Origin of the sequence: Psychrobacter sp. 2Y5 (assembly GCF_051847375.1) — a bacterium.
Taxonomy (GTDB): Bacteria; Pseudomonadota; Gammaproteobacteria; order Pseudomonadales; family Moraxellaceae; genus Psychrobacter.
The window spans coordinates 165,262-183,974 of record NZ_JBPYDA010000004.1 but is presented as its reverse complement, the minus strand read 5'-3'; the positions used below and the strand labels follow the sequence as shown (position 1 = coordinate 183,974).

The 18,713-nt window shown below is 44.4% G+C and carries 17 protein-coding genes and 1 tRNA gene; 5 read left to right on the top strand and 13 right to left on the bottom strand.

Features of this window, described 5'->3' with window-relative positions; genetic code table 11:
- The first annotated feature begins 224 nt into the window (after positions 1–224).
- The 5 genes from ACS8E3_RS05925 (at position 225) to ACS8E3_RS05905 (ending at position 5,145) form a co-directional block, all read left to right on the top strand.
- Positions 225–2,405: a M3 family metallopeptidase gene (locus ACS8E3_RS05925; RefSeq protein ID WP_439242226.1), complete on the top strand. Its 2,181-nt coding sequence runs from the start codon at positions 225–227 to the stop codon at positions 2,403–2,405.
- On the top strand, positions 2,405–2,662 hold the full coding sequence (locus ACS8E3_RS05920; protein ID WP_439242224.1) for a YheV family putative metal-binding protein: 258 nt from the start codon (positions 2,405–2,407) through the stop codon (positions 2,660–2,662). The genes ACS8E3_RS05925 and ACS8E3_RS05920 overlap by 1 nt, the downstream gene beginning before the upstream one ends.
- A gap of 133 nt (positions 2,663–2,795) precedes the next feature.
- Positions 2,796–3,362 carry a hypothetical protein gene (locus tag ACS8E3_RS05915; RefSeq protein ID WP_439242222.1) on the top strand — a complete coding sequence of 189 codons (567 nt, stop codon included), beginning with the start codon at positions 2,796–2,798 and terminating at the stop codon, positions 3,360–3,362.
- 55 nt (positions 3,363–3,417) lie between these two features.
- The gene (locus ACS8E3_RS05910; RefSeq protein ID WP_439242220.1) at positions 3,418–3,993 is read left to right on the top strand and encodes a macro domain-containing protein; all 576 of its coding nucleotides are present in this window, start codon (positions 3,418–3,420) and stop codon (positions 3,991–3,993) included.
- Between the two features lie 243 nt (positions 3,994–4,236).
- Positions 4,237–5,145 (top strand): haloalkane dehalogenase, encoded by a 909-nt coding sequence (locus tag ACS8E3_RS05905; protein WP_439242218.1) that lies wholly within the window; start codon positions 4,237–4,239, stop codon positions 5,143–5,145.
- Between the two features lie 61 nt (positions 5,146–5,206).
- Here the strand turns inward: ACS8E3_RS05905 and ACS8E3_RS05900 are convergent, their stop codons facing one another.
- From ACS8E3_RS05900 to ACS8E3_RS05840, 13 genes are all read right to left on the bottom strand, one after another.
- On the bottom strand, positions 5,207–6,130 hold the full coding sequence (locus tag ACS8E3_RS05900; RefSeq protein WP_439242216.1) for a glutaminase: 924 nt from the start codon (positions 6,128–6,130) through the stop codon (positions 5,207–5,209).
- A gap of 243 nt (positions 6,131–6,373) precedes the next feature.
- Entirely contained in the window at positions 6,374–6,658 is a 285-nt protein-coding gene (locus ACS8E3_RS05895) for a type II toxin-antitoxin system RelB/DinJ family antitoxin (protein ID WP_439242214.1), read from the bottom strand.
- A gap of 225 nt (positions 6,659–6,883) precedes the next feature.
- On the bottom strand, positions 6,884–8,992 hold the full coding sequence (gene pnp, locus ACS8E3_RS05890) for a polyribonucleotide nucleotidyltransferase (RefSeq protein ID WP_439242406.1): 2,109 nt from the start codon (positions 8,990–8,992) through the stop codon (positions 6,884–6,886).
- Positions 8,993–9,526: 534 nt separating this feature from the next.
- Positions 9,527–9,793: a 30S ribosomal protein S15 gene (rpsO, locus tag ACS8E3_RS05885; RefSeq protein WP_439242212.1), complete on the bottom strand. Its 267-nt coding sequence runs from the start codon at positions 9,791–9,793 to the stop codon at positions 9,527–9,529.
- Positions 9,794–10,147: 354 nt separating this feature from the next.
- A complete protein-coding gene (locus tag ACS8E3_RS05880; RefSeq protein WP_439242210.1) occupies positions 10,148–10,324 on the bottom strand; it encodes a hypothetical protein in 177 nt (58 codons plus the stop codon).
- A 60-nt stretch (positions 10,325–10,384) separates the two neighbouring features.
- On the bottom strand, positions 10,385–10,546 hold the full coding sequence (locus ACS8E3_RS05875) for a hypothetical protein (protein ID WP_439242208.1): 162 nt from the start codon (positions 10,544–10,546) through the stop codon (positions 10,385–10,387).
- 95 nt (positions 10,547–10,641) lie between these two features.
- The gene (locus ACS8E3_RS05870) at positions 10,642–11,169 is read right to left on the bottom strand and encodes a type 1 glutamine amidotransferase domain-containing protein (protein ID WP_439242206.1); all 528 of its coding nucleotides are present in this window, start codon (positions 11,167–11,169) and stop codon (positions 10,642–10,644) included.
- Between the two features lie 414 nt (positions 11,170–11,583).
- Positions 11,584–12,615: a tRNA pseudouridine(55) synthase TruB gene (gene truB / locus ACS8E3_RS05865; RefSeq protein ID WP_439242204.1), complete on the bottom strand. Its 1,032-nt coding sequence runs from the start codon at positions 12,613–12,615 to the stop codon at positions 11,584–11,586.
- 5 nt (positions 12,616–12,620) lie between these two features.
- Positions 12,621–13,031: a ribosome-binding factor A gene (locus tag ACS8E3_RS05860; protein ID WP_439242202.1), complete on the bottom strand. Its 411-nt coding sequence runs from the start codon at positions 13,029–13,031 to the stop codon at positions 12,621–12,623.
- Positions 13,032–13,220: 189 nt separating this feature from the next.
- The gene (infB, locus tag ACS8E3_RS05855; RefSeq protein ID WP_439242200.1) at positions 13,221–15,941 is read right to left on the bottom strand and encodes a translation initiation factor IF-2; all 2,721 of its coding nucleotides are present in this window, start codon (positions 15,939–15,941) and stop codon (positions 13,221–13,223) included.
- Positions 15,942–16,094: 153 nt separating this feature from the next.
- The gene (gene nusA, locus ACS8E3_RS05850; protein WP_439242198.1) at positions 16,095–17,579 is read right to left on the bottom strand and encodes a transcription termination factor NusA; all 1,485 of its coding nucleotides are present in this window, start codon (positions 17,577–17,579) and stop codon (positions 16,095–16,097) included.
- A gap of 65 nt (positions 17,580–17,644) precedes the next feature.
- Positions 17,645–18,145, bottom strand: a complete 501-nt coding sequence (gene rimP / locus ACS8E3_RS05845) for a ribosome maturation factor RimP (RefSeq protein ID WP_439242196.1) — start codon at positions 18,143–18,145, stop codon at positions 17,645–17,647.
- Between the two features lie 439 nt (positions 18,146–18,584).
- Positions 18,585–18,661, bottom strand: a tRNA-Met gene (locus ACS8E3_RS05840).
- Positions 18,662–18,713: the final 52 nt, after the last annotated feature.

Genomic DNA, 18,713 nt, shown 5'->3' with positions numbered 1-18,713 from the left:
CTCTATAAGCTATATGGTTGCTTTGCAAGCAAATGATAAGGCTTTGTAATCAAGCGATGGCCAATGCGAACCCTAAGCTCTCTGTCATCACTGCAATAGTGCAATAAGTAAAAAAAGACTAGCTCTCATTTCTCATAGCTATAAAAGATTGCGGCTTGCATTCTAAGTCAAACATACCCATCTTTTATCTTATACATTCTTTAATCTTTACTTTGGATATTCCTATGACTGCCCTAGCTCCTCATTTGCGCCTTGTTGATTTTCCTTCGGCGACGCCTAATCACTTGCAACAAAAAGTCACAGCAGCTATCGATGCAGCCAATGCGTTTTTGGATCAGCTTAGCGCCTTTCAAGATAAGGATTTTACGCCGATAAGTGCTGAACAGGCGCTTAGCGACGTCATGCAGTTCGATCACATTAACCTAGCATTAGATCGTAGTTGGGGTGTGTTGTCGCATCTAAATAGCGTGATGAGTGATGACGACATTCGCCATGTGCATCATGGGTTGCTACCGCTGCTATCGGCTTATGGTACTCGTGTCGGACAACACAAGCCGCTTTTTGAACGCTACCAAGCTATCATTAATGATGCAGAGCTCTACTCTCAGCTTGAGCCTGCTCGCACGCGGGCGATTGCTTTGGCGCTACAAAGATTTGAGCTTTCAGGAGTGGCGCTGCCTAAAGCGCAGCAGGAGCAGTTTGCCGCTATTCAAAGCAAGCTATCGACTTTGTCCGCGACTTTCTCCGATCACATTTTGGATGCGACCCAAGCTTACGCTTTGCCTTTGCAATCTGAGCAATTGGCGGGCTTGACGGATAGCGGCCTAGATCTACTAGCTGATGCAGGCGAGCAGTATAAAGCTCGCGAACTGGCCAGCGATAAGCTGACGCAAGCTGAGATCGATGCTTTGCCAACGCCTTATTATGTGGCGACGCTCAATATTCCTGTCTATTTAGCCGTGATGACACACGCTGATGATCGTCAGCTACGCGAGACGCTTTATCACGCTTACGTCACGCGCGCCTCAGAGTTTGATACTCATACCAATGCGAAAGGCGAGTCGCTAAACAACGCCGATATCATGAGCGAGATCCTACAGCTGCGGGAACAAAAAGCGGCTCTGCTTGGCTTTGATAACTATGCCGAAGTGTCCTTATCTACTAAGATGGCGGATAACGTACTCGAGGTCGAGACGTTTTTACGAAACTTAGCCGCTAAGGCTACGCCGGTTGCACAGCAAGATTTAGCACAGTTACAAGCATGCGCTAAAGATTATGGTATTACGGACTTGCAGCCCTGGGATAACGCCTATATCGCCGAAAAAGTAAGGCAAAATAAATTTAATCTATCGCAAGAAGCCATACGCCCTTATTTTCCTTTACCAAGAGTCATTGAGGGATTATTTGCGATAGTTAAGCGGCTTTATGGCATCAGGGTTATTGAGCAAAATCAGGCCAATAATAAAACTACTGAGTCCGCTTCGCTTTGGCACAATGACGTGCGCTTCTATCAGCTGTTCGATAGCGATGACAGCTTGATTGGTGGGTTTTACTTTGATTTATTTGCGCGTAGTGGTAAGCGCGGCGGCGCTTGGATGAGCGGTTTCCAAGCGCGCTATCGCTATAATGATGAGAGTTATGAGCAGCTTCCCGTTTGCTTTATGGTCGGTAACTTTACTCCAGCTCTCGCCGGCAAACCTAGCTTACTCACTCATGACGAAGTATTGACTCTGTTTCATGAGTTCGGTCATGGTCTGCACCATCTACTGACACAAGTGAGCGTCGGCGATGTGGCCGGCGTCAACGGCGTGGAATGGGACGCCGTCGAGCTACCGAGCCAGTTTATGGAGAACTGGGCTTGGGATTCTGAGGGTATAGCACTTATCAGCAGTCACGTCGAGACTGGCGAGCCTTTACCGCAAGATAAACTCGATGCCCTACTCGCAGCCAAAAACTTCCAAAGCGGTATGCAAACGTTGCGTCAAGTCGAGTTTGCCTTGTTTGACTTGCTCATTCACGCGCAGACGCCTGCTCCCGATTATGAAGGTATTTTAGCCACGTTAAATGCGGTACGCGCCGATATCGCTATTATGGATACGCCTGATTATAACCGTTTTGCCAATGGCTTTAGCCATATCTTCGCAGGCGGCTATGCGGCGGGTTATTATTCCTATAAATGGGCCGAGCTCTTATCCGCCGATGCCTTTAGTAAATTTGAAGAAGAAGGCATTTTCAACCCCAATACTGGCAAGGCGTTTCGCGATACCGTACTATCAGTAGGAGGAAGCTTGCCTGCTAAGACCAATTTTGAGAACTTCCGTGGTCGCAGCGCTAGTATCGATGCCCTACTGCGCCATAGCGGTTTTGACAATATGGATACGCCGATCACAAACGAGGCCAGCTAATGCGTTATCAGTCTGAACGCCCTAAACGTCGATTTTTAGCAGGTGTGCGCTGTCCTAAATGCCAGGCATTAGATGCTATCGTACAAGTCAACATCTTCGTACCTGAGGCGGATGAATATATTGAGTGTACCCAGTGCGATCATAGCGAGCGTCGCCCTGATTCTGATGAAATAAGTGCCAAAAATCATCTTGAAGATCAGCTAGCACGCGATGCTATGCCGACAGGGACTAGCGGTACGGTCAAGTTTAAACCTTGAGCAAAGAGACAAGTGTTTTTATAGTTCTGTCTTTACTCTTAAAGCCTATCAATAGATAGGCTTTTTACTTTCAGTTTGCTATATTTTTGTTATAGTATAGCCAACTGACTTATTAGTAGCCACCGACAAGCGTATGACCTCCAAAAAACCGCGTTCTACCTTTAGCAAGGTTAAAAAATCCCAGTCTGCAAAACCGCGTCATAAAAAATGGCTAGTGGCAATATTACTTTTGCCTATACTCATAATTGGCTATCTATTTTGGTCACAACCTTCTTCTGATACTACCGTCACTCCTATGGTAGCGCCGCCTACAGTAGCCCAGCAAAAAGATGCTGCTCGGTCTGCTGAGCCTAGTACAGAAGATACTATTATCGAGTCGGATACTAGCGGTGATAATGCTATTGAGGGCTCTATTGATGGAAATTTGAGCGCTGATAGAGCTTCTACCACTGATAAGAAATCAAAGGTAGCAATACCGAGTTCGAAAGCTATTATTAATGCGCCTATACCAAAGACTGATACGCTAGCGAAAGAAGAGATTGATCGCTTAGCGGATGAGCGTCAGCGCCTAAAAGAGCAAGAAGATATAGACACTGAGCAAGTAGAAATGACTAAAAGTTTAACGCAGATGAAAGCGCAGCAAATCGAATTACTCGAACAACAAATCGCTGAGTTAGAAGCCGAGCAAGCGGCTCAGTAATGATCTAGTCAGTGAGCGTTTACTTGCCAAAGCTATTAGGAATAAGAAGATCGTCATGGCTACTATCGAGCAAACCCATACGCCTATTCTGAACGGTAACGCGCAAGTCCTTATTTTGCCAGTCAACAGCGCTGGCATTCTTTTAGATCCCATCTTAACGCGCTGCAAAACCCTTTATCCTGATAACTATCAGCGCTATCATCGTGCGTGCCGTGATGGCAGCCTAATGGTTGGCAGCTGCTTACTGCACAAACGCCAACGTGAGCTCGCCGGTCTTAGCGCCTCGCACAATAGTAATCAGCCGAGTTACATTGTCAATTTAGTCATCTCTAATCACCCTTATCATCCTGCTCGCACCCGCTGGCTCACGTCAGCCCTTATAGACCTGCAACAGCAGCTAAGGCCACTGATTCGCTATCAAGGCGTGCGTAAAGCGGCTTTATTGGCACGTCCTTTCTTCTCTCATAATTCTGCTAATATGAATGAAAACAATAGTGCTAGCTTGTCAACAGAAAAGACACTGATTCCTTTGGACTGGCACTCAGTGGTCCTGCCCTTAATTACTCAGCACCTAGAGCCGCTCCCTAAGTTACGTATTGCAGTGCATGTTCCAAAGAGTGTTGCGCTGTAATACATGCTTTTCATAAAACAGCTTCTTTTGCAGCGTCATCTAATCACTTGCGTTTATAGCGTATTTTGTAAAATACCTTGTAAAGAAAAATCAAAATGTGCTAAAAAATAGTGTTTACTGCTTAAGGACTAAAGCGACGAGCGAGACTTTTGCTAAGCTGCGACGAGTGTCACGACTTAAAGCATCTTGATTTAAAGCGTCGTAATTTACAGTATTGTGATTCAACTGACAAAAGGACTGTCTATGAAAACCCTCAGAACGCCCGATTCACATTTTGATAATTTACCCGACTTTGACTTTGCGCAAAATTATCTGATGGTTGATGATGGCGACAGAGGCGAGCTGCGCGTGCATTATTTAGATGAAGGCAATAAAGACGCTGACCCTATATTACTGTTGCATGGTGAGCCATCATGGTGCTATCTGTATCGTAAGATGATACCGACTCTGACCGCAGCCGGGCACCGTGTTATCGCGCCAGACTTGCCGGGGTTTGGGCGCTCAGACAAGCCTGCCTCACGTACAGACTACACTTATCAGCGCCATGTCGGCTGGATGCAATCGCTACTGGATCAGCTAGAGTTGCAGAATATAACTCTGTTTTGTCAAGATTGGGGCGGTCTAATCGGACTACGTTTGGTCGCAGATAACCCTGAGCGCTTTGCCCGGGTTGCGGCTGGCAATACCATGCTCCCTACCGGCGATCATGACCCTGGTGAGAGCTTTCGTCAGTGGCAGCAGTTCTCGCAAGACACACCTGAGTTTCATATCGGCGGTATCATCAAAAGCGGTACAACTACTGAGCTACCCCAGTCGGTCATTGAGGCCTACAATGCGCCCTTCCCTGATGAGACCTATAAAGAAGGCGCTCGGCAGTTCCCTGTACTAGTGCCAACCACACCTGATGATCCTGCTGCTGAGGATAACCGCGCAGCTTGGACGACACTGAGCCAATGGACTAAACCTTTTATTACCCTATTCAGCGACTCTGACCCCATTACCGCAGGCGGCGATCGAGTGATGCAAAAACTTATCCCGGGTACTAAAGATCAAAATCACACCACAATTGCTAATGCCGGTCATTTTTTACAAGAGGATCAAGGTGAGAGTATAGCTGAGCTAATAGTCAAATTTATCGCTGATAATCCTTAAGAGTTTATAGCCTGATTACATTCACTTAAAAACTCACTTAAAAATCGTTAAGCCATTACTGCTATTTTGAAAAAACAGACCAGCCGGTCTTCTCTACCAGTAGCTCTAATGCTTTTGTCCCAAGTTTCGAGTTACCTACCGGATTTAGACCGGGCGACCATACTGCGATTGCGCCTTTACCCGGCGCTATCGTTAAAATACCACCGCCGACGCCGCTTTTGCCTGGCAGACCCACCTGATAGGCAAACTCTCCAGAGCCATCATAGTGACCACACATCATCATTAGTGAATTGATCCGCTTGGATTGCTGCGGACTAATCACCTTTGCCCCTGTGGGTTGATTAATACCATTAGATACCAAAAACAGACCAGCACGGGCTAATTGCTCACAGCTCATGGCAATCGAGCATTGATGAAAGTAAGTATTGAGAATTTTATCGACATCGTGCTGTAAGTGACCAAAAGATTTCATAAAATGCGCTAATGCGGCATTTCTATCTTCGTGGTCGATCTCAGACGTCGCTACTTTATAATCAAAATAGATCGATTCATCGCCTGCTATAAAATGTACAAACTGCAGTATCTCATCTAAGATCTCCTCGGGCTCGCGTCCCATCGTTATAGCATCCACCACGGCAATGGCGCCTGCATTAATAAAAGGATTGCGTGGCCGACCCGATTCATATTCGAGTATGGTAATAGAATTAAAAGGGTCACCAGAAGGCTCACGACCCACGTGATTCCAAAGCGCACTCCCCAACTTGCTAAGGGCTAAGGTCAAAGTAAAGACTTTAGAGATACTTTGAATCGAAAATAGCGTATCAGCATCTCCTGCAGAATAGATTTGCCCATCAGGCGTCGCGACAGCAATACCAAACTGATTGGGATCGACATACGCGAGCTGCGGAATATAATCTGCCACTTTTCCGCGCTCAGTTTCTAACGCCATTTGGGCGGCAATGTCATCTAAAATCTGTTGCATCATAAAAGGGTAGCCGTATTTTTATTGGGTTATTAAGTGGGGGAGAGTTTAACTAAATAGAGGATAAGAAGTCGGAGAAATCATGATTTAATTCGGGCATGCAAAATTGAACAGCGAACAACAGCCGATCTCAAAAAATTTTAGGACATTATGACAATATATTAACGATAACAAGTAAATCGTAAATACTATTAAAAAAGACAGTGAGTCATTTTTTTGATGTGCTTCGATTTTCTGTTCATTCAGTTATATATGCTTTTGCGCCATTCTTATAGCCAGCTTCAATAAATCGTCGGATGTCATATCCTTTAGAGGCTCTATTTTTTCTATCTCCTCTTTTTTCATAATCTGTTGCATCGTGTTTTGCTCGCTTGCCAAGTTCAGTCTTTTAGGATTGTCAATATACTCCTGCATCAGCTCGCGTAAAACTAACGATTTTGTGTAGCCATTCTGTTCAACGGCTTGCTTAAACTCGTTTGCTAGTTTTTCATCACAACGAATATGAATAGATGCCTGCTGATCTTTACTCATTGATATCTAAACTCCTGTGTGCAGAATGAAAGACTTTGTCAACGTTATTCATGTCAAGAATACAACTCTCTAGACCTACTGTAGCATTTGTAGCCCATTTTGCAACACACAGCTGATTTGATTATTTTATGTCGTAAATAAGCAGCATAAAAAAAACCGCCTTAAGTGCTATTAACAACTCAAAGCGGCTCTTATATTGGTACTCAGTTAAATCACTAAAATGACTTATTCAGCAGCAGCATCCTGCTCAACGCCTTTCATAGTCAACTTGATGCGACCACGGTTATCGACGTCTTGCACTAGCACTTTAACCGTTTGACCCTCGGATAGATAATCAGAGACATTCTCAACGCGCTCTTCTGCGATTTGTGAGATATGTACTAGGCCATCGGTGTTTGGCAGAACGTTTACAAAGGCACCGAAGTCTACGATACGAGCAACCGTACCTTCATAAGTTTTACCGACTTCAACTTCAGCCGTTAGCGCTTCGATTTTACTGATAGCGGCTTTAGTCGCCGCTTTGTTCTCACCAAAGATACGAATTGTACCCGCATCATCGATATCGATGACTGCACCTGTCTCTTCAGTAAGCTGACGAATCATCGCGCCACCTTTACCGATGACATCACGGATTTTGTCAGGATTGATCTCGATGACCGCATAGTTAGGCGCATGAGCATTGATTTCAGTACGGCTCTCTGGCAATACTTTATTCATCGCGTCTAAGATATGGATACGACCAGCATGAGCTTGTTTTAGCGCTTGCTCCATGATGTCCGGGGTAATCCCTTCGATTTTGATATCCATCTGTAGCGCAGTGATACCGTCTTTTGAGCCTGCGACTTTAAAGTCCATATCGCCAAGATGATCTTCATCACCTAAGATGTCAGATAAGACGGCAAAGCGCTCGCCTTCTTTGACCAGACCCATAGCGATACCAGCAACCGGTGCTTTGATCGGTACGCCGGCATCCATTAACGCTAAGCTTGCACCGCAAACAGAAGCCATAGAAGAAGAGCCGTTCGATTCAGTAATCTCTGATACCACGCGGATGACGTACGGGAAGCGTTCACTGTCCGGTAGCATCGCTTGTACACCGCGGCGCGCTAGGCGACCATGGCCGATCTCACGGCGTTTTGGAATACCTTCGCGGCCCGTCTCACCCACTGAAAAATGCGGGAAGTTATAATGCAGCATGAAATGGTCACGGATCGTACCGGCTAATGAGTCAATCATGTTGACATCACGGCTGTTACCCAAAGTTGTGGTAACCAAAGCTTGCGTCTCGCCGCGAGTAAATAGCGCTGAACCATGTGTATAAGGAAGCACACCAACTTGCACATCTAGGGCACGAACTGTCTCAAGATCACGACCATCGATACGCGGCTTACCGGATAAGATATTATCGCGAACAGTGCGATATTTAAGGTCGTTATAGATGTCTTTTAGCTCAGCAACTTTACTACTGTAGTCTTCAGCTTCGGTGTCACCGGCCAGCACTTCGATGGCAGCGTCTTTGATTTCGTCAAGTTTGGTGTAGCGATCTTGTTTATCTTTGATGCTGTAAGCGTCCGCTACTTGCGCGCCAAACTGCTCTTTCATACCTTTTTCTAAGGCTTCGTCATGTTTTGGCGCTTCATACTGCTGCTTGGCTGTACCGACTTCTTCAGCTAGCGAGATGATGTTATCGATAACAATTTGCTGCTGTTCATGACCGTAGAGTACTGCACCTAACATCTGATCTTCTGATAGCTCAGCGGCCTCAGACTCAACCATCAATACCGCAGACTTAGTACCAGCAACGACTAGATCAAGATCACTTTCTTTGAGCTGCTCAAGCGTTGGGTTTAGGACATATTCGCCATTCATAAAGCCAACACGCGCCGCTGCAACTGGGCCATTAAATGGCGCATCAGAGATAGCTAACGCCGCTGAAGCGCCAATAAGGGCAGCGATATCGGCAGACTGAGTCTTGTCTGACGAAACTACAGTCGCTGTGATTTGGATTTCATTGACATAGCCTTCAGGGAATAGCGGACGAATCGGACGGTCAATAAGACGTGAGGTTAAGGTTTCATTTTCGCTTGCACGACCTTCGCGCTTGCCATAAGCGCCCGGAATTTTACCTGCCGCGTACATTTTTTCTTGATAGTTTACGGTTAGTGGAAAGAAGTTTTGTCCTTCTTTAGCTTCAGACTTCACTACCGCTGCGACCAACACTGTCACGCCGCCCATATGTACCATGATGGAGTTGGCCTGACGGGCAACGCGGCCGGTCTCAATAACGACTTGCTGATCACCGTACTGAAATTCACGGGTAATAGTATTAAACATTGACTGATTTGACATATAAGTTTTTTCCTAATGTTAAATGACGAAAAGGATAGTCGCCTGTATAGACAGTGCGCTTATCGCTCGTTAAAACTTTTAAATAAATGCTTTGGCGTCTAGTGATTATCGATAAGCTAAACAAGCTCCACCGCGCCTATAGTGATTACTGTGCAAGTACTGGCACTGAATAAAAATCCATATATTATATTTTACTTCTTTATAAACTTGATAACGCTAACTTGATAACATTAATAGTATCAATAGTTCTAGTAGCACTTTTATACCATCGCCTATTTTACAGAGATTTGTGGCCCTTGACCAATTAATTGCAAAGCTAAGCACTCTTTATGTTAGTGACTTGTTATCTCTTATCTTTCACAGTATCTCTGTTGCCACCTTTACTGAACCGCAAAATAACGATAACTAGATAACTATAGGTGCAGCCATAAAAAAAGCGGTGTGAAACTATTCCACACCGCTTTATACTGCTCAAGTCTTACTTTATTAACCTCACATACCTTATAGGTAGAGGTTAAATTAACGACGCAGACCTAATTGGCTGATCAAAGTAGAATAACGACCTAGATCTTTACCTTTTAGGTAATCAAGTAGTTTACGGCGAGTGTTAACCATACGGATAAGACCACGGCGGCTGTGATGATCGCCTTTATGCTCTTTGAAATGGTCTTGCAGATCGTTGATACGGGCACTCAATAGAGCAACTTGTACTTCTGGGGAGCCAGTATCGTTTTCGCCGCGTTGGTATTGGGCGATAATTTGTTCGCGATCGGTATTTGTTAGCATAGTATTCTCCAGCAATGCTAAAAGCTAAATAACTTGTTCAACGAATTTGAACCGTTATCAAACTATAAGGTAAATAAAATAGCTTACTTATCATTCAGGATAACCCTGCATTACTAGAGTTACCCTACTGAAAAGCATGCTTAGTGTTTGAGCTTCAAATAAGGAGTAATCAATACCAAGGTCATAAACTATAACAGTGATAAACTTAAAATATTAATAAGTCTGTAGTTCTGAAGACTACAATTCAACCCTTACTAAAACTAGGCGCTAGTATAACAAAAAACGGCTCAACTAGCAGCAATTATTCGCAGTAGTTTGAACCGTTTATAGCGTGATGACACGGCATCAGATAATTTACTTTTTGTTTAAATCATCTTCTTTAGCCGTACCGCCTAAAGCATCGTTATCTAAAGGAGCAGTTGTCGCTTCAGCTAAGCTATCAGGACTTTTGTCTTCTTTCGGATTGATATCATTGGCTAACTCTTCAATTCTTTTTTCTTCTTTGTCCATATTTTTCTCTGACTGATCCATGCTATCTCCCTAATCACAGTTATCGTGTTGGTATTTAAACTATTAACACTAAAGTTTTAGCTATTTGTCTTTCTTAGCTTCTTCTAAGTTATCAGCGATACGATCTGCAGCTGCTTCGCTATCTGTAGTATGGTTATCTTCAGTTTGGCTTTTCAGTGCGGCTTCTGCTGACTCTGAACGCTGTTGCTCAAGCTTAGTATCATTTGGGTTAGGCTGTGTCATGGTCGTATCCTCTTTAAGTTAAGTTATCGTTATAGAATGATTTTTTATTGAATTATGTAGCCACTAGAATATAGTGATACTAGTTAGAAATTCGCTTATTTAGAAAGCGCCTTGTCAATAGCTTCAACAAAGTTATCAATGTCGTCCGGGTTACGCGAGGTGATTAAGTTGCCATCGACTTGTACGGTCTTATCAACGAAAGTCGCTCCAGCGTTCTCTAAATCTGTTTGTAATGAGTGATAAGCGGTTAAAGTTTTACCTTTAGCGATACCGGTATTAATAAGTACCCAAGGCGCATGACAGATGACAGCTAAGGTTTTATCGCTATTACTGATTGCTTTTATGATGCTATGAGCTTGCTCGTTACCTCGAATGGTATCAGCGTTAACAGTACCGCCTGGCAATACTAAAGCATCATACTCATCGGTATTCGCCTCTTTAGCAAAGATATCGGCAGTAAAAGTATCGCCTTTATTAACATCTTGATTCATAGCTTGGACTGTCTTATCGTCGTTGGTCGTGATAAGTATTGTCTTGTAGCCTTTGTCTTTGAGCTTATTGTTGACCTCTTCGTACTCAGCTTGTTCAAAGTTATTATGTAATAAAAACGCAATAGTCTTCATGGAGCACCCCTTTTTTCGTAATATTCGTTTATCTTATTAATATTATAATTATTGTTAATAGACTTATTATTTTAATTATTGTGGATTAGAGTCATCTTATTAAAAAGTTATTATAATTTTATGACTTAAGCTCTCCTTACCGTTTTTGGTTGCAATAGTAGTCTGTGACAAACCCATCCTTAATTTGAGTTATAGTCATTATTTAACTTCTTTTTATTATCTACCTTGTTCTTATCTTCTTAGGTCATTGTTCTTTTATTATTTTGACCTTTTATTATTATTTATCTTTTACGCCAAGCTTTCCCTAGCTGACTTAACTACTGTATAAAAAAAGCAGGTTTCGTTATACACGAAACCTGCAATGAAATGTATGAGTATGTGATTAATGTAATTCACTAGTAACTGATATCGTCATCAAAGATGAATTATTTTTTTGGGTTGTAGCCGTCCATTAAGGCTAATAGTGCCCAGTCCAATAAAGCGCCTTTGTTCATCCATCAGCTTAATATCAACAGGGAGCTCATACTCAGGAGTTTGCTCATTATTATGACTAGCAGGCTCATCTTTTGACTTTCCCTGACTGTCTTTAGATAACTTTTGTAAGATATAACCTCTTAACGTCTCGTCAATTTGTTCTATGACATTTAGACGCTGACCTAAACGTAGACGCTGACATTGCTCATCATCTAACGATATCTTAGCAGCGATATCGACGCAAGCATCTACTGGCAAGAGCCGCCCGAAGCGATTAGATAGGGGTAGAGCTTCTAAACTTGGGATATCAATAGCCTGCCCACTATCGAACTTACCTACTTGTAAACGGCGTAATGCTGTCAGGTGACCTAACGTGCCTAGTGCTTTGGCGATATCTTCCCCTAAGACTCTGACATAGGTGCCTTTACTACAAGTCGCTACCAGATCGATTTTCTCAGCATCAATTTGAGTCAAAGTCAGCGCTTTTATGACAATATCGCGCGCAGGACGGTCAATCTCTATACCAGCACGGGCATACTCGTACAATTTTTTGCCGTCTTTTTTGAGCGCTGAATACATCGGCGGTATTTGCTGCTGCGCGCCTAGAAATTGCTGAGCCAGCCTGTTTAGTAACTCTGCATTCAGCTCTGGAATCTCTGCCTGCGCAATGACTTGACCATCAGCATCGCCAGTATCGGTTTGACTACCAAGCAGTATCGTGGCTTGATACGATTTATCAGCATCGAGCTGATAATGGCTAAACTTCGTGGCCTCTCCGAGGCAAATGGGTAGCAGACCGGTCGCCATTGGATCGAGCGTACCGGTATGACCCGCCTTTTTACTATTGTGCTCAGGCGACTGAAATAAATACTTCACCTTTGACACTACTTGCTGTGAGGTCATGCCCTGCGGCTTATCGATTAAGATAACACCGGAGACTTTTTGTTTAGCTATCGTTTTTTGACTAGTCATGATTATTAATCTTCGTTATCAATGCTATCGGTGTTTTCTTCATTTTGCTCAGTTTTAGTTACTGCTTGATTGATGAGATCCATCATGTAGTTACCACGAGCAGTCACTTCATCATAATGGAAACGCAGGCGCGGTGTGGTACGCGTTTTGAGAGTATGACTAAGCTCAGTACGTAAAAATCCGGCAGCTTTATTAAGCACTTTGACACTCTCTTCATGATTGGTCTTAGTCATCGTGTCATTGAGCTCAGGCTCCATAATAGTGACATAGACATCTGCATAGCCAAGATCAGAGCTGACTTTGACGCTAGAGATGGTGACAAAACCGGTCAAGCGAGGGTCATTGACTTCATCACGAATGAGCACCGCAAGCTCGCGCTGAATTTGATCTGATAAACGCTGTAAACGTTGATTCATATTATTATCCTAATTTGCTGTTCTAATAGTAGTATAAGGTGATTATATAATTACTCATTCTAGTTTGGTGTTTTATCATAGGGTAATATAAGCATGACCCTATGATAAAAAAGGCCTAGCAGGGTGAACCTGTTAGGCCTATAGCATACTTAGCTACTTTTGCTTAACGACTATATGTTAGCTAAAAGCTTAGATAGTACGTTCGAACTCTTGAATCTCAAAGACTTCAATCTTATCGCCCGCTTCTACATCGTAGCCACGAACGGCTAGGCCGCATTCCATACCAGTACGCACTTCGTTGACATCTTCTTTGTAGCGACGCAATGACTGCAGCTGACCGGTAAAGATAACTTGATCATCACGTAGGACGCGAATAGGCTTGTTACGATAGATCGTACCTTCGACCACCATACAACCTGCTGCCGCACCGAACTTACTAGAGCGGAAGACTTCACGCACCTCAGCGATACCTAAGATTTTCTCACGATGCTCAGGAGCAAGCAGGCCACTCATAGCAGCTTTGACGTCATCGATCAAGCCGTAGATAACGCTATAATAACGAATATCCATATTAGCTGTATCTGCTTTACGGCGAGCGGTGCTATCGGCACGAACGTTGAAACCTAGTAGTACCGCTTCGCTTGATTCAGCAAGGGTCACATCCGACTCTGAGATAGGACCAACGCCTGAGCTAATCACCCGGACTTTGACTTCATCAGTCGATAGCTCGTTCAATGCCGCTAGTAGTGCTTCAAGCGAACCGCGAACATCGGTTTTGAGAACGATATTTAAGAACGATACATCGCCTTGTTCCATCTGCTCAAACATGCTTTCAAGACGCATTTTGTTCTGACGCTCAAGCTGCTGTTCACGCTCACGATTGCTTCTAAAGTCAGCGACTTCGCGCGCTTTTTTCTCATCGGAAACGACTAAGAACTCACTACCCGCCGCTGGCGTATCTGGCAAGCCCAAGATCTCGACTGGTATAGAAGGACCGGCTGACTTGATACGCTGACCATTTTCATCAGTGATAGCGCGGACTTTACCGTAGTATTCACCGGCTAGTACTAGATCGCCCTGTTTGAGCGTGCCTTTCTTGACTAGGACACTGACTACTGGGCCACGGCCTTTTTCAAGCTTCGACTCAATAACCACACCTTGAGCGGCACCATCAGTTGGCGCTTCTAATTCCATAAGCTCGGCCTGTAAGCTAATAAACTCTAGTAGCTCATCTATACCTTCGCCCGTTTTGGCTGAGATACGTGCCATAGGCGTATCACCGCCCCACTCTTCTGAAACCACTTCTTTGGTCGTCAGCTCGTTTAGGACACGATCTGGATCAGCGCTTGGCTTATCCATTTTGTTAATAGCAACAATCAAAGGCGTACCTGCAGCGCGAGCATGATCAATCGCTTCTGCGGTTTGTGGCATCATACCATCATCAGCGGCAACCACTAATACCACAATATCCGTTGCTTGCGCACCGCGTGAACGCATAGCGCTAAAGGCAGCATGGCCTGGAGTATCTAGGAAGGTAATCACGCCGCGATCAGTCTCTACGTGGTAGGCACCGATATGCTGAGTAATACCACCAGCTTCGCCAGTAGCGACTTTGGTTTCGCGTATTTTATCAAGTAGTGAGGTTTTACCATGGTCAACATGACCCATAATAGTCACGACCGGCGGACGCGTCTGCACGTTACTACTGCGCTCATCGACTGCTTCATGTAGATCGTCTTCGACTTTAGTATCGCTGACCGGAACTGGGTTATGACCCATCTCCTCAACGATAAGACTGGCTGTTGCTTGATCGATAGTGTCTGACTCAGTGGCCATCTCGCCCATTTTCATCAGCAACTTGGTCACTTCACGAGCTTTAACTGCCATGCGCTGAGCAAGATCTGCAACGGTAATTTGCTCACTAATCTCGACATCGTACACGATCTTTTCAACAGGTTTCTCAAACTTGTGTTGACCTGATTGTGAAGAGCTCAAACCGTTTTTGCGGTTTTTGATTTCGCGCTCTTCTTGGTTTTTGCGGCGACGACCGCGAGCTCCAGTACTGTTAGCACCGCGTTTGATCTCGCGACGTTCTTTTTCGAACGACTCTTCTAGTGCATCACCCACTAAGCCTTTAGCCAATGGCTCGTCCTTACGGACTTCCGCTACTGGCTCACGGTCGGTATATTTTCCGGCCATTTTACGCATTTGTTCGAGAGTACGCTTTTGCGCCTCTTCTGCCTGTGCTTGGCGAGTTTCTGCTTCAATTTTGCGTAGGCGGGCTTCTTCTTTTTCACGAGTTTCGCGCTCTTTACGCTCTGCTGCCGTCTCAACTTTTGGCTTAGTAGCAGCAACTTTTTTCTTTTCTTTCGCTTTTATATCGTTAGCGGCTTTGCCACCTTTTTTGACCACAACAGAAGCGGCGACATCATCGCTCTTATCTTCTGAGCTTTTACTCGAGCCGAGGCTTGCACGCATTGCAGCTAAAGTTGCCGCTTGACGCTCTTCTGCTTTTTTCTTAGCAGCGCTACGCTCTTCTGCTTCTTTTTCAGCGCGCTGTTTTGCTTCAGCCATTGCCTTTTCGCGCGCCGCTAATTCTTCAGCCATTTTTTCTGGATTGGGCTTATCGAAGACTTTCTTTTTACGCACCTCTACGTTGACGCTCTTAGATTTACCTGAAGAGCCAGTCACGCGAGCGGTACTAGTCGTTTTAGATTTGAGACTAATGCGACGCTTTTCTTGTTGGCCATGACTTTGTTTTAAATGTGCCACCAACTTCTCTTGCTCAAGTTCGGTGACTGAGTCATCCTCCCCGCGAGCAGGTAGCCCAGCATCCTGCAATTGCTGCTGTACAGCACTAGCGGTTTTGCCTACCATGTCTGCCAGTTCTTTGACGGTCTTATCTGCCATTGATTATCACCTACTGTCTATTATTTGCTATATATTCAATTCAGTTGTTGGCTACAAATGATTGCGCTTAGGTTGGTTTTGATTGTTATATCGCAAGCCAGCCTTTAGTTATCGATAGCATACCACCAAAAGACAGCGATATGCTCCTAATACCTATTCATTGAACCAAGATTCCCGAGCTTTCATGATAAGCTTACCTGCGGTCTCGGAGTCTAAGCCTTCGATATCTTCGATATCAAATACTGCCTGCTCTGCCAAATCATCGACGGTGATGATGTCTTTTTGTGCCATTTTATAGGCCCAGCTGACGGTCATCCCTTCTAGATCTTGCAGCTCTTGGCTAGGCTCTTTCATATTTTGTTGTTTGACCAGCTCTTCTGCGATGACGACTTCTTTAGCGCGCTCTTGAATCATGTCAATCGCTTCGTCATCTAGCCCTTCGATATCGTAGAAAGTCTCCACCGGCACGTAAGCCACTTCTTCGATACTAGTAAAGCCAATATCAACAAGGGCTTGCGCTAGATCCTGGTCAACCTCTAAACGATCATAGAAGAGATCAATAAAGGCTTTGGTCTCATCTTGTTGACGCTGCTGATACTCTTCTTCTAGCATCATATTGAGCTTATAGCCCGTTAATTCAGAAGCCAGGCGCACGTTTTGACCTTGTGAGCCAATAGCGCGGGCCAGCTGATCATTAGTGCTAAAGATGATATCAGCGGTCTTAGTATCTTCATCAAGGATAATACTACTCACATCCGCAGGCTCTAAGGCACTGATGATGAATTGTGCCGGATCATCTGACCAGACCACTACATCAATACGCTCGCCGTCGAGCTCTTGCTGCACCGCTTGGATACGAGTACCACGCATACCGATACAAGCGCCGACCGGATCGATACGATTATCATTGGTCTTCACGGCTATTTTAGCACGAGTACCCGGCAGACGAGCGACATTACGAATCTCGATGATCTCTTCTGCAATCTCAGGCACTTCTTTTTGCATCAAGGCTGAGAGCATCTCAGGATGGGTGCGCGACAACAATAACTGCGCGCCGCGATTATCACGGTTGACATGATAAAGAATGGCATTGATACGCGACTTGACGCGCAGCTGCTCACGGGGCAACATCTGATCGCGTGATAAATAACCTTCAGCGTTATCGCCTAAATCAACGATATAGCCATCACGAGTCTGTTTTTTGACTTCGCCATACATCATCTCGCCAATACGCGGCTCAAAAGCATCCGCTACTAGTGCACGTTCCGCTTCACGAATTTTTTGAATGATGACTTGCTTAGCTTGCGTGGCTGCAATACGACCAAACTCAATCGACTCTATCTGCTCTTCTTTCACATCGCCAATTGACCATTCGTCTTGATCAAGATCGGTAATAGCAAGTTGACAAGCTGGCATCTCATGGTCTTCATCAGCCACCACTGTCCAATAGCGATAGGTATCATAATCACCAGTATCACGATCGATGGCTACGCGAACCGCTACTTCAGGCTGCTCGGTATAGACCTTTTTTTTGGTTGAGACCACTAAAGCATCTTCAATAGCTTCAAAGATATCTTCAGGATTTAAGCCCTTTTCATTACTGACGGTTTCTACTACCGTTAAAATTTCACGACTCATGCTATACCTGTCCTATCATCTTATAATTGGCTTAAATGTTATTGTCTGTTTGCTAATGTTAAGCATTAATCATCTTCATAAATTAAGTTGGCTTTGTCAATATTACTCAGTGCGATCTCAAATTGCTCACCATCGCTCGTGGTCAGCTGCAAAGTAGTCTCGCTCATACTATCGAGTTTACCGGTGGCTTTGCGGCGCTTTTTATCACCTTGCCCGATCGCAGAGATCAAACGCAAACTGACCGTTTGGCCTATGTAATCACGCATCTGCTCATCTGAAAAAAAGGCGCGATCAAAGCCTGGAGACGAAACTTCTAAAACAAACTCACCAGCGATAGGATCATGCACTTCCAGCACACCGCTCACCTGATGATTGACCGCTGCGCAGTCCTCAATAGTGACGTGTTTATCCTGCGCTTGCTCTTCAGGCAAGGCTTCAATATAAATGCGCAATAAGGAGCGATTACCTTGTGGCGTAAATTCAATACCCCAGAGCGCGACATCACAAGCCGCTACAGCAGGCGCAATAATCGTAGTCAATTCTGCAACTTTGGTCGAAAGCTTCATAATTTATTTATATTTTCCTGTTCACTTATCGATGGTTTGTAGTAGCGACACGCTGATCACCATAGAGGCTGATTATAATACTCAATGCCGCTAGTACCTAGTGAACCATATTAGGGATTAAATTGTTATCTTCAAGGACAACGTAGTAAAGAATAGAGCAAAAGATAGTATTGCTTACGAGTCTCGTAACATAGCAATCAGCAGGGATCGGTAGCAAATGATGGCAAATATTTTATGCTGTCATGTAGGATTAAAGTATCGCGTTAACCCTATTCTTCTTAGCTAAAACGTATAGTAGATACTGATATTATACTGATAGTACCGAGCTAATAATGCTGAGCCTCAGATACAAAAAAACCCACAAACATAATGGTGGGCTAATCGACACTGATATCTCAATACAACAGAATATTAGTGTATAAACATCAGTATTAAAAAGTGGTAGCGGGGGCTGGATTTGAACCAACGACCTTCGGGTTATGAGCCCGACGAGCTACCAGACTGCTCCACCCCGCAACAATTTAGAATGCATATTATAGGGAGGTTTTATCACCTTGTCAATCTTTAT

Excerpts from the sequence above, each read along its gene's own strand:
- rimP (WP_439242196.1), bottom strand. The coding sequence starts at position 18,145 with ATGAAGCTTTCGACCAAAGTTGCAGAATTGACTACGATTATTGCGCCT.
- infB (WP_439242200.1), bottom strand. The coding sequence starts at position 15,941 with ATGGCAGATAAGACCGTCAAAGAACTGGCAGACATGGTAGGCAAAACC.
- ACS8E3_RS05895 (WP_439242214.1), bottom strand. The coding sequence starts at position 6,658 with ATGAGTAAAGATCAGCAGGCATCTATTCATATTCGTTGTGATGAAAAA.
- ACS8E3_RS05905 (WP_439242218.1), top strand. The coding sequence starts at position 4,237 with ATGAAAACCCTCAGAACGCCCGATTCACATTTTGATAATTTACCCGAC.
- ACS8E3_RS05915 (WP_439242222.1), top strand. The coding sequence starts at position 2,796 with ATGACCTCCAAAAAACCGCGTTCTACCTTTAGCAAGGTTAAAAAATCC.
- pnp (WP_439242406.1), bottom strand. The coding sequence starts at position 8,992 with ATGTTTAATACTATTACCCGTGAATTTCAGTACGGTGATCAGCAAGTC.
- ACS8E3_RS05870 (WP_439242206.1), bottom strand. The coding sequence starts at position 11,169 with ATGAAGACTATTGCGTTTTTATTACATAATAACTTTGAACAAGCTGAG.
- ACS8E3_RS05860 (WP_439242202.1), bottom strand. The coding sequence starts at position 13,031 with ATGAATCAACGTTTACAGCGTTTATCAGATCAAATTCAGCGCGAGCTT.
- ACS8E3_RS05925 (WP_439242226.1), top strand. The coding sequence starts at position 225 with ATGACTGCCCTAGCTCCTCATTTGCGCCTTGTTGATTTTCCTTCGGCG.
- ACS8E3_RS05910 (WP_439242220.1), top strand. The coding sequence starts at position 3,418 with ATGGCTACTATCGAGCAAACCCATACGCCTATTCTGAACGGTAACGCG.
- ACS8E3_RS05875 (WP_439242208.1), bottom strand. The coding sequence starts at position 10,546 with ATGACACAGCCTAACCCAAATGATACTAAGCTTGAGCAACAGCGTTCA.
- ACS8E3_RS05880 (WP_439242210.1), bottom strand. The coding sequence starts at position 10,324 with ATGGATCAGTCAGAGAAAAATATGGACAAAGAAGAAAAAAGAATTGAA.
- ACS8E3_RS05920 (WP_439242224.1), top strand. The coding sequence starts at position 2,405 with ATGCGTTATCAGTCTGAACGCCCTAAACGTCGATTTTTAGCAGGTGTG.
- rpsO (WP_439242212.1), bottom strand. The coding sequence starts at position 9,793 with ATGCTAACAAATACCGATCGCGAACAAATTATCGCCCAATACCAACGC.
- nusA (WP_439242198.1), bottom strand. The coding sequence starts at position 17,579 with ATGAGTCGTGAAATTTTAACGGTAGTAGAAACCGTCAGTAATGAAAAG.
- truB (WP_439242204.1), bottom strand. The coding sequence starts at position 12,615 with ATGACTAGTCAAAAAACGATAGCTAAACAAAAAGTCTCCGGTGTTATC.
- ACS8E3_RS05900 (WP_439242216.1), bottom strand. The coding sequence starts at position 6,130 with ATGATGCAACAGATTTTAGATGACATTGCCGCCCAAATGGCGTTAGAA.